The sequence below is a fragment of the Psychrobacter sp. Pi2-51 genome, from assembly GCF_904846665.1.
GTDB lineage: Bacteria > Pseudomonadota > Gammaproteobacteria > Pseudomonadales > Moraxellaceae > Psychrobacter > Psychrobacter glaciei.
Genome location: NZ_CAJHBP010000004.1, coordinates 110271 through 125394, shown reverse-complemented (window position 1 = coordinate 125394; position 15124 = coordinate 110271). Strand labels below are relative to the sequence as shown.

Sequence of the window (15124 nt, the reverse complement as noted above, 5' to 3'; positions counted from 1 at the left end):
CTTACCCCTGATTTTTAAACAATGGGTTATTGATGTATTTAATCGGGAATGCTTTATCTCCGAATAATCGACGCTTAGCCAATGACTCAATGCGCGTTTGTTTAGCGAATACATCAAACAAGTCAAACCGTACTTGATGCTCTGGATGGGAGGTTTGATAGTCGGTCACGCAGTCAGCAACCTGTTGCCAAAACGCCACTTCAGAATAGTGATAATGCGTCTGCATAAAAATCGCAATGTCTGACAACGCCACAAAAAACAAGCAAGCAACCGTCATATCACGAATGCCATCTGTATCTTCGGTCTCGATAAATGAGCCTCTATTTAAGGCAGCATGAGCAGGTGGCAAGCTATAAAAGTCTGGACGCAAGTGTTGTTGAGTCAAATGCGCGGGTGAATAACGAACCCCATCATGCAAATCTTTTAATAATATTTTTATGGGATAGCCATTTTTATGTATCAAGACGATGTTTTGCGCATGGCACTCTAATGCCACACCATAACCAAATAAGATATGTAGTAAAGGGGTGACAGTAACCTTAATTAACTGCGCAATCCATGTCTCTACGCCATATTTATCAAGCCAAGGTGCTGTCAAATGCGAGCCATCAGCATTGATATAACTGACACCATTGAGCGGAAATGCGGTTTGACCTTTTGATAGATACTGATTAACGTTTTCTCGCCAAATCGCAGCCAGCCCGCCATACATATTTGGATGCTGGTAGCCGCGCGCGCGTAACGCCTCATGGTCGAGACTGACACCAACGGTCTCACCCAAAAACGCAATGGGTAATGCTTGGGCAGTTTTGTCATCTGCAATCAGTTGATTCAACCAAGTAGTGACAACAGCCGCATTCATCACGGTATGCTTTGCTAGTATTCGCGTGCTTGAGGTATTAATTAGGTGCATACTCAGCTTTAAGTAGGCTTTATTATTACTAACGTCATTATCACCATTAACATTGTCATCGCTATTACCAAGCATCGTCAATGAGCGAATAGACTGCTGAGCGCGGTACTGATGACCTGCATCACCCAAATAGACAATCTCTTGCGTGGCAAGCAGTGGCTGTAATGCTTGAATTAAGGTATTTTGCCATTGCCAAGGATGCGCAGGTATTAAGCAATAATTATTAGCCGTCTCGTCTACTTCATGACTAGCTGTACCTTCGTCTTGCTTATTTGCGATTGTAAGTACTTCTGTGAGTTTGGCATTGAGTGCATCAAATTCATCAGCACCTACATAGTCTTTTACCCATTCATTTATATCGATGCCGGTAGTGGTATTGCTCACCAGTAGCTGTTTTTTGACCGCCAACCATACTACGTCGATGTTTTGATCAAACTCCGGCCCGTAGTCATAGTTATCTTGTAAATCAAAACCAATACGAGACTTAAAACACGGATGATAAGGATGCCCTGCCTTTAGATAGCCTTCGAGTTGCTCATAAGTGAGCGTATCAATAGGTACAGGTATGTTAGAAGCCAGTATCTGAGACTGTGTTTCGTTCACTAAGGTATGGCGCAGCTCTTTGATAAAGCTGTCTTTGAGTTCTGCACCTTCAATGTTGAGCAAGACATCACTTATTACATGCTCAAGAATAGCGTCTTGAGCAACACCGTTAACCACTCGCTGCACATTTAGCTCATTCAAACGAATGATGTCAAAACTGTAATGAATATGGCCTTGCGCGGTATAATGAGCATCATCACCTGCTTTGATAACAAAATTCAGCAGCGACTCGTTACCAGTACTTTCATGAGCGATGTTCGCACTTTCAGATTCAAACTCAATGATATTTTCATATAGCAATGCTTGCAGCAATTGCTTAATCACTCGTTGCTCAGCGCGTGCGATAATTTGATAATTAACAGGTGCTTGCCACGGTTTAGTCGCATAAGTGACATTTGCACTATTATTATTTTTGATAGAGTTTGCTAGATTATTGGACATAGATATAAGCTTCCTGTCTGAAAATTGAATCAAATAAAAGTATGAATTTAGATGCATTTAAAGCGAATGATAATTATTTACGTTAATAAGTTAAAGTAAACCCCGATACGGGGTATTTGTTTATGGGGATCGTGGTAATTTGCACGCTGAAGGGATTGTGAATAATAAAATCACCGCGATGACCACCAGTATTTCTTGGATCGCGCTTGCCATGCCGTCACTACTACCTGCTGCTAATAACTGCGCACTTCGACTGCCTATATAAAGGGTGGACAGCGTGATAAATATGGTAGAGATGATGCGGCGACTGATGTTATTAAGTGCGGCTCCCTCAGTGACAGAGTCTTTGGGTAAGCTGCTAAACCCAACGGTCGTGGTTGGTAGGTATGCCAGACCCACTCCAACGCCTCGCATACTCATAATCAACATTAATAGCCAAAGCGTGGGCTGATACAAGCACCATGCCAGCATCAAAGTAGACAGCGCACTAATCGCAATTCCTACGATACCAATCCCTCTGGCACCTTGCTTATCTACCATCTTGCCAGCGTAATGTGTGGTGATACTGGCCACGAGCGTCGCGACCATTAGGACAACGCCTGTCCATAAAGCACTCTCGCCCATCACGTCTTGTATCAACACGGGTAATAGCAAGAGACACAGCATCAAACCGACTGTTTGGCTAATGCTAATGATATTACTGTGTAAATAGGTTTTATTGTTAAACAAGCGCACGTTTAATAATGGATGTTTCTGACGACGCTCATATGCCCACCAAACCATCGCGGACAGTAAAAATCCGACAGACAATAAACCCAACGTGGCTATCTTTAATAAGCCGTCACTGCTGAACAATCCACTAGTGAAGTCTATCTTCAGCGTGCTCAGCCAAACCATCATCGCGAGCAGCCAAGTTAGTAAGCTGACAAACCCGATGATATCGAAAGGGCTCTTTTTTTCATATGAGCGCATGTCAGGTATTAACCACCACACCATCGCCATGACCGCCGCACTGAGTGGCAAGGTAATGGCAAACAATGTCCACCACGCAAACTGCTCAACCAAGTAAGCACCGACCAAAGGGCCAAACGCTAATGACATCATAATAACAATGCCCCATAGCGCCATTACTCTGCCGTGCTGCTGCTGCGGATAAATTTGATACAGCATACCAATAGACAGTGGGATAATCAGACCGCCACTCAGTCCTTGTATGGCTCTGGCAATGATGACAAAGCTCATGCTAGACGCCAGCATGCCAATGACTGAGCCCAACATAAATCCAAGAATTGCCGCCAAATAAACATGCTTAAACGGAAATTTTTTGTTTAAGTAGCCACTGAGCATCAGCCCTATACTCATGGCCAAGACATAAGCATTTAGCACCCAGCCGCCCATCACAATATCGACATCAAACACCGACATAAAGACAGGAATCGCTGGATTGAGCGCGCTATTACTAAAGCTGACCACCGTACCGCCGAGCAGTAGTGTCAGTAACACCTGCTGTACCTGTTTGTCGGTAAAGCCACTGCTACTACTCTGAGAGGCTTCGTTTATAGGTGACTCATTAGTAGATGCCTTATCTATAGGTGCTTTATTTATAGGGGCGTTGCTCATTAAGCAGTGGCACCATAGAAATTGAGATAACCTCTAGATTCCAAAAACTCATCGCGATTGCAAAAATATAATGAGGCGGTTTTTTCTGGCATTTTAATCAGACGTTGCACTCTATAGGCAAAGCTATCAGCAATCCATTGATACACCTCAACCTTACTATCCGGCTCGACCACGATTTTTTTGGCCTCAGTATGCTCAAATATAAACTTGCTGATCATCATGCCTGTTGGTTTGAGATAGCCCTTACCAACCACCGCTGGATCGCCAAGCAAAATATGCCAGCCCATGTCCGTCTCCTTGGCTTTGTAATAATGAGACAAGCGGTCACGAGCCGTTTCATAAATCTCTGTATAACCAATCGGCCTATCATCACAAAGTATGAGGTAGAGACGCTGATGATCATCAGCCAGCATTTTTTCAAAATGGGTTTTTAGCTGCGGCATTGGGAGATGTAGCTGCCATTGATCAACCACATGCTCAGCATGCATCCATTTATACAGCAATGGCATATCTTCTGAATAGTTGACAGGTCTCAACGCAAACGTCTTTTGATAAGCTTCAATACTAAAGGTATCGGGTAGATTTTGGGTGATGGTCGGCATGACTTGCTCCTAATTATTATTTTGTTAGATGGTTTTTATGAAATACGATGCTTATAGAAAACTATGCACCAAATTTTTGAAATACTTTTAAGGCATCGGTATCGTAAATCTGCTCACCTGTTAACTGATTGACGATACACCCTGCTCGATAAGCACCCAGCCCCAAGTCCGGTGCGCCAACGCCATGAGTATGAACCTCTTGATTTTGTACAAAAATCTTGCCATCAGTCACGATGTCTTTTTGATGCGTCAGTACATATTTCAGCACATAGTCTCTATCAATGATTGGCTGCTCAAACTCATCGTGCGCGATGCTAGGCAGTATCGTATTTAAACACTCAGGCAGACCGTAACGATAGCCTGTACCAGCAATCACACAATCATACTCAGCAGTAAAATCTTGATTCTGTTCACGCTGTCTACCTACCAGTTTTATGGTGCCTGTCGACTCTGGCACTTCTAGCATTGTTGTCAGCGTTGCCTCAACCACTTCACAGTTGGATAGCAACGTCGAATACAAATCTTGATTAGTAATACTACGCTCATAGAGACGATGATAGATATCACGTATGGTCTCAAAGCCCATGCCTTTATAGAGCAGGTCTTGCTTGGCAGTGACTTGAGGTTTGGTTGCTGAGTCTAAATCATAAAAGTAATCTGTATACGCCGGGCTAAAATGCTCTAAACCTAATGGGGAGTATTCCATGGGGAAAAACCCTGCCGAGCGAGTCATCCAATCTAACTGAAACTTAGGGTTGTCGTTAGTACTATCATCGCCATCAAACTGCTGATCAAACAGCGTTCGATACACCTCTGCTGATGACTGCCCAGATCCCAACACCAATACTTTAGTCAGCTTGTTGTCTGTCTTGGTGCTATTCAGATCAAGGCTACTAACATTATTGAGGCTATCCAAGTCAAAATTGTCTGCAAAATGAGCGGTGTGCATACAGCGGTTAGGCGCTTGCTTGGCAATATCTTGCAACGATGGTGGTAGCGTGGCCTGTGTGCCCGTCCCTATAACTAAATTTTTAGCATGATAGGTGTTTTGTGTACCTTGTTCAGAGACTGTCACTAAAAACCCATCATTATTGTCGTCAAACGCCACGTCGATTACTGCCGCATCAAAATTCAGATTATCCAGCTGCCCTGCTACCCATTGGCAATAATGATTGTACTCTTTACGATAAATTTTAAACTCTTCTAAAAAGTAAAACTTAAGCAATCGGTGCTGAATATGCAAATAATTCAAAAAAGAATACGGACTGGTTGGGTCTATCATCGTCACCAAGTCTGCCATAAAAGGCACTTGTAGTGTGGTGTTTGGCAATATCATGCCTTTATGCCAATTAAACTCAGCCTTTTGCTCAAAAAACTTGGCGGTTACGTCGGTCTTTGTCAGTAATGCCGCCAAACTTAAATTAAACGGCCCTACGCCAATACCAATAATGTCTAACACGGTCGTCCCTTAGTGATTTGGTAGTAGTGATTTGATAGTCACATTAATTCTGATGCTAGTTCTTGTCGAACCCCAACTTCTATCGTGTACTTATCTTTACCGTTCCAATATGACGTGCTACGTCATCATAGGGTTTGGGATGTCGACATAAATAGACTGGGTTTCAACAGGTGCGGTTAGCTCATCGAGTGCATAGAGTCTGGTGAGTAGATTGCCCTTGAACGGTAATGTAGGGCTACGCAATAACAAATCAAATAACGAGCGATGTGGGTATTGTTGCTCTAAAGCCATTAAACACTCTTTAAACGTCGTGATTAATGCATCCTCACTCACAAGCTGAGTGCGAGCAATAGCAGTGATAAGACCAAATATACTGTTACCAACTAGATAATAGGCAAATCTTGAGTCGGCAAAGTCTTCTGGAATGACGCACTCTCCTTCGCTAATAAGCTCTGGATAAGCATCAATGAGCGGCGTGGCGTACTCCGCAATATAGCCAAACCCTTGATTGTCTCTGGCCCAAAACTTAGTAGGATAGCCGTCTGTTAGCTCGATCAGACTGTTCTGCTGATGTACCTCAAACCCAATACCATGCTGATAATACATATGAACCAGCGGTATAAAACCAACTTGCAAATAAGTGTCAAACCACTGGACAGCCACCTGTTCTAAAGGTTCATCTGTCCGTTTATGGATGGACTTAAACAATGTCTCTAAGCGATTGGTAAGACGGGTTGGATGGTCTTGGCTTAAGCTGGCAAGATTGGTAACTTGCGTATCCTCTGTAAAAGGATTATCACGTAAGATACAAATGGTCTCGTCAATGATTTTTCCATCGACACGTAAGGCAATCCAAGCAGGATCATTCAATACCGCAATCGTAGGGTACTGGGTCTTGAGCTGAGTACCATAGTCGCTACGCCAGATTCGGCAGGCATGCATACCGCGTTTACATTCTTTAGGCAGGTTAATCCGCACCGAATTGGTAATCGCTACAGACAACGACAGTTTAAACATCCAAGGCGCATCAAAGGCCGCTAGCGTGCGTACTGATGTCGTTGGATGCAGATGCCAACCGAGCTCACCCAAGTCAAACAATTGACCTTGTTCTAGCAGCTTTTGATACCACGGCTGCTGCTGCAAAAACCTTGCTTGCCAAGGGTGCAATGGCAACAGCTTATAGTCAGCATGCTCATCCACAAGTTGCTGTTGATAGCCACTCATATCAGCTTGTAGCTTTGATTTGAGCGCTGTGGTAATACTCTCGCCATCTACGAATTCTTCTGTAATGCAGCTGGGATGCACTAGCCAATAATGCAGCTGGGTTTTGCTACTGGTCTCGGGCGCATACTTCGCCCATTCGGCACCATAAAAACCAGCACGGCCTTTGGGTGTAGGATGCATGGCATGACCGTAAATAAGGTTTTGTTCGGTCTGAATAAAGTCTTGCTGATAGTCAATGATGTCATCAATCTCATCATTACGATGCTCTAAAATAATCTGTAGCCCTTCATAACTCTCAATCCAGCGTTTTAATACACCATTGGCATCTAGCGTTGCTTTGTCTTTATAACGATGCACGATGTCTTCAATAATCAAAGACGCCAGGCTCATAGCAGAGGACTTTATCCATCGGCTGTTTTGCAAAGGGTCGTCCAGTTGCGTGTCTAGTTTCGAGTCTGATCGTATGCTTACCTGCTTATTCAATATAAGCGGCGTGCCCGCCAAACGATGCTGACCCAATTGGCTCACTCTATCGACAGGTACGACCATTACCGTGTTCGAAGGTAATAGCATTAGCACTAATAGAGGCTTGTTTTGTGAGGCCTGCTTCTGTATATCATCCTGCTGCTCTACGGCAATAATATCGCCGCGCCCAGTTTCAAAACAGTAAGCATTGATTAGATTTTGTAGTGTGAGACGATCAAGCGTTTTATGCTGCATCATGTTATTTTTTCCCATCAACGTTCAGGTTGTCAGAATTGAGTCGGTTAAAACCAGCAATAGCCATCTGCTCAATGATGTCTGCAATATCATTGATTTGGGTATTGGGATTTAGAATGGTGAATTTAAGGCAAAGGCGCTGCTCAAACTGGGTGGTGGCCACATTGGCGATATTATTGACCAATAACGCTTGAGCAATGTGACGATTGAGCTGTGCGAGTTGCTCGTCATATAACACGGTATCTTTGGGTGTAAAGTAAAACAAAACACTGCTGATAATGGGCTCATGTACCAGTACAAAATTTTCATTTGCATCAATCAGCTGTGCCGCTTGCTTGGCGGTATCCAGACAGCTATCAATCAAGGCTGCATAGCCATCCGTCCCTAGTAAGTCCAGTGCCATCCACAGTTTTAAGGCATCGAAACGGCGTGTGGTCTGTAAAGAGTACGTGACCAAGTTGGGGATATTGTCTTGTTCGTCATCAGCAGAGTTTAGATACTCACTATGATGGCGAATGCTCTCAAAATTTCGATTGTCTCGTAAAAGAAAAGCACCACAGCTGATCGGTAAGAAGAAATGCTTGTGAAAATCTAAGGTGATAGAATCAGCTTGATTCAGCCCCTCAATCAAGTGTCGATAGCGCTGTGATAGTAGCAATGCCCCGCCCCATGCCGCATCGACATGTAGCCATATCTGTTCATCACGGCAAATCTTGCCTATAGCCATGAGAGGATCAATTGCACCCAAATCCGTTGTGCCCGCAGTTGCAATGATGGCCATCACATTGTCAGCGCCTAGCCGATTTATCTGATGTTGTAAATCAGACATCAGCATGGCACCCGATGCATCGGTCGCTACTTTAATGACGGAACGTTGGCCTAGACCCAGTAGAGCAGCATTTTTTTCGATAGAAAAGTGCGCTTGGTCTGAGCATAGAATACTACCGCTAGGCTGACCCACCAGGCCGTCCTTTTGCACATCAACGCCCTTAGCCTTATAGAATTGATTGCGTGCCAGCAGTAAACCCATCAGATTACTTTGCGTACCACCACTGGTAAAGACACCACCAGCGTTACTGCCTGTTTGGGTATCAATAGTACTGTCGAACCCACAACGTTCACATAACCAATGAATGAGATCTTTTTCGATATAGGTCGCGGCTGGGCTTTGATTCCACGAGTCCATACTTTGGTTAGTAGCCGCGATAATCATCTCAGCAATCTGACCGATGACCAGTGTGGGCGGATGCAAATGAGCTAAGCAATTCGCATTGGCCGTCGACACACAACTGGGCAAAAACTTACTTTGAATATCAGCGAGTATCGTGTCGATGTCTCGGCCTTGCTCACGGATGCTAAAGGCATTGGTCGCTTGCACTTGTTGCGGTGTGCCGCCCAAATACACGTTATTGTCGTCTAGCCACTGTTTGATGACAGCGCTGGTTTTTTGCATATGCGTGACATATTGCTCACTGGTTTGCTGGTTTAATAAATGCAAAATATCCTCACTTGTTTATTCTACGATGGTATAAATCGCAAATAAGTGACTTATTATTAGAGTCGTTATTAGAGTTGTTATCAGATTTTTTTATAAACGTGTGAATCATACTAAGGCGCTGGCAAGACTATTGATTGTCTTCTAGCGCCATATCAAGCCTTTGCAAGACTTGCTGCAGCTCATCTTTGGTTATATTGAGGGGCGGCAATAATCGCAGTACTGTGCCACCGCGCCCGCCCTTTTCAATCACCAATCCATGTTTGAAACACGCTTGTTGGATTTTGGCAGCCACCTCACTGTCTGCTGGATAGCTACCGTCATTTTGCTTAGGTAGGCTTGGATTGATAATTTCTATACCAATCATGAGACCACGTCCTCTGACTTGGCCCATTTGTGGATAGCGCTGTTGGCGTATTTTTAGCTGCGCCATAAACCACGTGCCTATTTCTAAAACATAGTCAGCAACGTTGTTGTCTTTTAAGTAATTGAGAGTGGCAAGGCCAGTCGCCATCGCCAATTGATTGCCTCTAAACGTGCCAGAATGGTTGCCCGCCTGCCATACATCATATTGTTTTTTGATGCCCAATACCGCAAGTGGCAGACCACCGCCGATTGCTTTTGACATCACAATCATGTCGGGATCAATATCAGCGTATTGATAGGCGAACCAACGTCCTGTACGGCAAAACCCTGTTTGCACTTCATCGATGATCAGCATAATGCCAAGCTCTTTTGTCACTCGGCGCACATGCTTCAGCCACTCTATTGGCGCAGGGTTGACGCCGCCTTCCCCTTGTATGACTTCTAAAATGACCGCGGCTGGTTTCACCACACCGCTCTCGACGTCTTTTAAGAAATTTTCAAAATAGCTCATATGGGCCTGGATGCTTTGCTCAAAAGGCAAGCCAAACGCGCAGCGATACATATTGGGGTAAGGCAAGAATTGCACCGAGCTCATCAGGCCCTCGATGCCTTGTTTAGGTGCCAAGTTTCCTGTCACCGCCAGCGCGCCATGTGTCATGCCATGATAGCCACCGCTGAAACTAAACACACCTGAACGACCCGTGACTTGTTTGGCCAGTTTAATCGCCGCTTCTACCGCATCAGCGCCCGTCGGGCCACAAAACTGCAAGCAATACTCATCGCTATTGGTGGCGAGTAGTTTGTACATGAACTCGCTGAATTTATCTTTTAACGGTGTGGTGATATCCAATGTATGCATCGGTAGATTGCTATCCAATAGCGTTTTGATGCTTTCTATGACTACGGGATGATTGTGTCCAAGTGCCAGCGTGCCAGCACCTGATAGGCAGTCGATATACTCATTACCTTCCACATCGGTAATCCACGCCCCTTTGGCTGATTGAATCGCAAAAGGTAGCTTACGTGGATAACTGCGAACCTTCGATTCAAATTTTTCTTGACGATGTAAGTAGCATTCGTTATCAAGTGGTTTGTCTAAAAGGATCGTGTCCATAGCTCTAGCCTTGTTATTGTCAGTCGTATTGGATAAACATTCAAAAGTAAGTGTTGACGCTTACTTCTTAAAATATTACTCATTTATATTGAACAATAATGTAAATGATAATCATTATTATTAATGAGGCGTAGTATCTACTACCAATAACTGACTGTCAACCCAGTTTGCGAATTTTCTGTTGATAAAAATGACAAAGATAGCAGCTAGCGTGAATCTAAGAACGATGAATCAAGAGCGATTAATTAGGAACAATGCAGACTACTACAAACTGTCGACTAATTAATGACACACAGCTACCCAGTACAGATAGTTCTAAACTATCTGTGCTCACTTATATCGTTGGTTAATAGCTATCTAAAGACAGCCGCTATCTACTGGCCGAGGCTGGTACCTTACGAATGAGCCATAAGAAATATCCACCACCGATAATCGCCGCAATTGTGCCCGCAGGCAGTTCATAAGGGAAAATAACATAACGGCCAATCCAATCCGCTATCACCATCACGCCTGCCCCTAAAAGTGCAGCTAATGGCAATTGGCGTTCAAGCTTTACAGCGCCTAGTGAAGTAGCCAAATGTGGCACCATTAAACCAATAAAGCTCAATGGGCCAACGGCAAGCGTACTGGCCGTACTAAGCGCTGCTACTAATACCAGTAATGACAAGGTAACTGGCGTGACTGCCACACCTAGATTACGTGCCACACCTGTACCTAATCCAAGGACACGCAAGGGTTTTATAAGCAATAAACTGAGCACAAATAGAATAGCGGCAATGCCAATGAGATACCATACTGTACTGGGCTGGGCGCTATAAGTTGTCCCTGACAGCCAGCTGAGCATTGCTTCCAGACGCGGATCTCCTGAGAGCTTGACCATATGCATCACCCCATCCATCATGGCGGCAATACCTATACCTACTAATAATAAATAACCTGAGCTCACCCTGCGTGCTAGCCAAATAATCAATAGCAGCACAGCCATTGCACCTGAGAGTCCTGAAATCAGCAACGTCCCTGCTCCAGCAGATAGCCCTAAACTTGGTAATAATAAAAACCCTAAAATAACCCCAAGTGCGGCACCTGAACTGACCCCCAATACCTCAGGACTGGCCATAGGGTTACGTGTTAAAGTTTGCAGTAGCACGCCTGCAACTGCCAACATCAAACCTGTGGCAGCAGCACTCAAACTGCGAGGCAAGCGGTACTGCTGCGTGAGCGCCCAGTCTGTACTAAGCCCCCAACCATTGATATCTTGTACAAATAAACAGGTAAACATGATGATAGCGAGCACACCAACGCCCCATCGCCAAAAGGCAATGGATGTATGCTTACCTGCAAGCATCGGCGTCACTGTCTCTATCCGCTCGCGGCGCTGACGTAAAATTAGCCAAATAATCAGCGGTGCACCCAGGATACCTGTCATGGCACCAGCTGGAATCTGCATATCGAGTATCGGCTCAAGCAGTAACGCGACATTACTGGTCAACAATAACAGCAGCGCCCCCAACCCAAAGGCTGTGGCCAAACGCTTACCAATAGCAGAGATGCCCAACGCATTAACCAAACTTGCTGCACCAAGACCAATAAAACCAATCAAGCCAACTTCACTAATCACTAAGGCCGTCACCACGGCGACCACCAATACAACAAGTGCGCGAATGCCATTGATAGGGACACCCAGACGTTTTGCCTGCGTGTCATCTAGACTCATCAGCGTTAATGGCTTTAGTAATGGCAGACATACAACCGCCATCAAAATAGCAGTGATGACTAGCGCGATACTGGTATGCCAGCTGTTTTGTGCCAAAAAACCAGCCGCCCATGACAGCATGCCATTGCTACGCTCAGCAAAAAATAGCACCAGTACATTGGCTACTGCGGCCAGCAAAATATTGACCACCAAACCAGCCAATATCAAAATCAATGGATTAAACCGGCTGGGTGCTGATAAGGCAAATACCAGCCCCATACTGATGATAGCCCCTACAAAGGCCACATAAAGTCCGCCATAAATAGCCAAGCTTGGCAAAAATAACGTGACGATGAGCATGGCCAACTGTGCACCCACGCCCACACCTAGCGTCGTATCGGATGCTAAAGGATTTTTTACCAATTGCTGTAGTAGAATACTGACCACGCCTAATAGCCCGCCAGCCAACAACGCCACTACGCTGGTTGCCACTATATGTAGCTGTACCGCCATACTGGCAATATCCAATTGCGAGCTTGGTATGAGCAAATCACTAATTGGGCGTGTCCACTGCTGATCTAGCAGTATCCAACTGCTCCATAATGACAAAACCGCTAATCCGATGAGCATGGCCCACAGTCGCCAAGACATACTGGCAAACAAAGAAGTCTGGGGGTTGGGTTGATTCGGTGGCTGATTCAGTGGTGATGACTGTTTCAATGACGTTGATGAGGGTTTTGGAACTGTTGCTGCTTGAGAAGCTAATGTCATCGTATGAGCACTGTCGATGTGGTTATTGATATTATTGTTTTTGTTGTGAGTGTCTGCATTGGCGCTCATAGTACATCCCCGCCTTTTAATGATACTTCTGACAAGTTATTTGCTAGGCTGACCAATGACGACATACCGCCATAAATCCATACTGGAGGTAGCTCCCCCACACAGCGGGTATTGCCATAACCTAAACGCTGCCAAATCAAGCTATCATCAATTTCAGCTCTAGTGATTGGACTGAGTGGATCGATAATTAATAAACAAGTCTCATCATCTAATTGCGCCAAATCTCCCATTCGTATCGGCACAAATCCCCAATTATTGCCTTTGCCCAATACCACAAGCTCTTTACCCATCTGCTTTAACGCAGGTTGAAATAAGCTGTTTGCCACATACATACGCATATTGTTAGCATCCGCAAACTGCACCACCGCAAACTTTTTGACTCTTGGATAACGCTGCTGCAATTGCTGACTGGCTAGCTGTATGTCTTTTTGACTTTGTACAATATAGTCCTCAGCCATCTTTGGATTATCAATCAGTACGCCAAGCTCCCGCGTCGGTTCGGTATAGTCAGCCCACGTTGCCGTCTCTCCTTTGGCGGCAGACATCACAGACTCAGCAGGGACATCGCCGTATAAGTTCCGCGCATGCTCATAAAAGTAATTGTCTATAACCATATCAACAGGCAGTTGGGCGATTAGCTCAGCATTGGGCTGATAGCGGATGCCCAAATCTACGGTTGATGAGGGTAATTTAGGGCTTCCCACCCATCTGTCCCAAACCCTTATATCACCTGTCGCAATTGGTGCATGACCCATCGCTGTCAACGTCGCCGCATTGCCCCAGTCAGGAGAGGCGATATTCATCCTATCGCTATGACTGTTTTCTGCTGCTGAGGTAATGCTTGATGGCAATTCATCGAGCTGATCGGTGGTTTTTTGTGTGGACGTCTGATTATTACAGGCCGTCAATACCAAGCACAATGAGAGCGCGAACCACTTCAGTGCTGTCACTGTTGGCACTGGCGTCACTGATACTGGCTTAAGCTTAGCTATTGGGCGTTTCGATGATTGTTCTTTATAAAGAATGGGAGGCATAGAAGCATATCTTTGTAGGCGAATTAAAAAAAGGGAGCAGAGACCAGGAGGTTAAGCAATTGCAACAGGCTGTCCAGTGATAGGATGACTGAGCAGCTGCATATCGACATTAAAGATATCGCGTAGCACGGTAGGTTGCATGGTACTGGCGATATCGCCGTTGTGACATACTTGACCATTTTTCAGTGCGATGATTCGGTCGGCATACTGCGCGGCCAAATTAATATCATGGATAATAATCACCACGCTCAAGCCTTGCTCGTCTACCAAACGACGAATAAGTTGAATGACCTCGATTTGATAATGCATATCAAGCGCAGCAAGTGGTTCATCGAGCAACAAATACCGCGTATCTTGTGCCAGACACATGGCGAGCCAAGCACGAGCGCGCTCACCGCCTGATAGTGTGGCCGTGATTCGATCAGCAAACGCTTCGGTTTGAGTCAATTTTAATGCTTGCGCGACTTTTTCTTTATCTGATTGGGTGGGCTTTTGCAGCCATTTCTGATGTGGGTAGCGTCCTAGCATGACCAGCTCACGCACCGTGAAGCCAGCCGCTTCTGGCAATTGCTGCGGTAGATATGCCATCTGCCGTGCCAACTCCTTGCTGCCATAGTCATTGATGCTGCGCTCGTCTAATGTGACATCACCACTACTACTCGCCATCTCGCCTGCCAATGCTTTAATCAAAGTTGATTTGCCAGAGCCATTATGCCCAACCAGAGCCACCAGTTGATTGGTATCAATCTCACAAGTCACGTTGTCTAATAGAGTATTTCCTTGACGGCTGATAGTCAGCTGGTTTGCACGTAGCATATAAGCACTCATTGTTGATAAAAGTAATATGTCATAAGAATGATGGTGTATCGATCATTGGTTATAGACCAATTTTTGAAGATCAAACCATAATAAGAATTGATTTTACTCGTAAATGATAACAAAAACAATTATCATTAACTAAAAAATCATTCACTTTAATTTCAACGCTCTGTTGATTGCG

Annotated in this window: 10 protein-coding genes; all 10 read right to left on the bottom strand. The window is 44.9% G+C overall.

Translation table 11 applies throughout. From position 1 onward, the window contains the following. Window position 1 precedes the first annotated feature (1 nt). A complete protein-coding gene (locus tag JMY08_RS03515; RefSeq protein ID WP_201590575.1) occupies window positions 2-1957 on the bottom strand; it encodes an IucA/IucC family protein in 1956 nt (651 codons plus the stop codon). A 120-nt stretch (window positions 1958-2077) separates the two neighbouring features. Further along, the gene (locus JMY08_RS03510) at window positions 2078-3577 is read right to left on the bottom strand and encodes an MFS transporter (RefSeq protein WP_201590572.1); all 1500 of its coding nucleotides are present in this window, start codon (window positions 3575-3577) and stop codon (window positions 2078-2080) included. Beyond that, entirely contained in the window at window positions 3577-4179 is a 603-nt protein-coding gene (locus JMY08_RS03505) for a GNAT family N-acetyltransferase (protein ID WP_201590569.1), read from the bottom strand. The genes JMY08_RS03510 and JMY08_RS03505 overlap by 1 nt, the downstream gene beginning before the upstream one ends. A 61-nt stretch (window positions 4180-4240) precedes the next feature. Further along, window positions 4241-5638, bottom strand: a complete 1398-nt coding sequence (locus JMY08_RS03500) for a lysine N(6)-hydroxylase/L-ornithine N(5)-oxygenase family protein (RefSeq protein ID WP_201590566.1) — start codon at window positions 5636-5638, stop codon at window positions 4241-4243. A 117-nt stretch (window positions 5639-5755) separates the two neighbouring features. Next, on the bottom strand, window positions 5756-7585 hold the full coding sequence (locus JMY08_RS03495; RefSeq protein ID WP_201590563.1) for an IucA/IucC family protein: 1830 nt from the start codon (window positions 7583-7585) through the stop codon (window positions 5756-5758). 1 nt (window position 7586) lies between these two features. Further along, entirely contained in the window at window positions 7587-9080 is a 1494-nt protein-coding gene (locus tag JMY08_RS03490; protein ID WP_201590560.1) for a pyridoxal phosphate-dependent decarboxylase family protein, read from the bottom strand. A gap of 127 nt (window positions 9081-9207) precedes the next feature. Beyond that, on the bottom strand, window positions 9208-10557 hold the full coding sequence (locus JMY08_RS03485; RefSeq protein ID WP_201590557.1) for a diaminobutyrate--2-oxoglutarate transaminase family protein: 1350 nt from the start codon (window positions 10555-10557) through the stop codon (window positions 9208-9210). A 370-nt stretch (window positions 10558-10927) separates the two neighbouring features. Next, complete coding sequence (gene fhuB, locus JMY08_RS03480) at window positions 10928-13090, bottom strand: Fe(3+)-hydroxamate ABC transporter permease FhuB (protein ID WP_201590554.1); 2163 nt, start codon at window positions 13088-13090, stop codon at window positions 10928-10930. After that, window positions 13087-14124: an ABC transporter substrate-binding protein gene (locus JMY08_RS03475; RefSeq protein WP_201590550.1), complete on the bottom strand. Its 1038-nt coding sequence runs from the start codon at window positions 14122-14124 to the stop codon at window positions 13087-13089. The genes fhuB and JMY08_RS03475 overlap by 4 nt, the downstream gene beginning before the upstream one ends. Window positions 14125-14175: 51 nt before the next feature. After that, window positions 14176-14940: an ABC transporter ATP-binding protein gene (locus JMY08_RS03470; protein ID WP_201590548.1), complete on the bottom strand. Its 765-nt coding sequence runs from the start codon at window positions 14938-14940 to the stop codon at window positions 14176-14178. Window positions 14941-15124 lie beyond the last annotated feature (184 nt).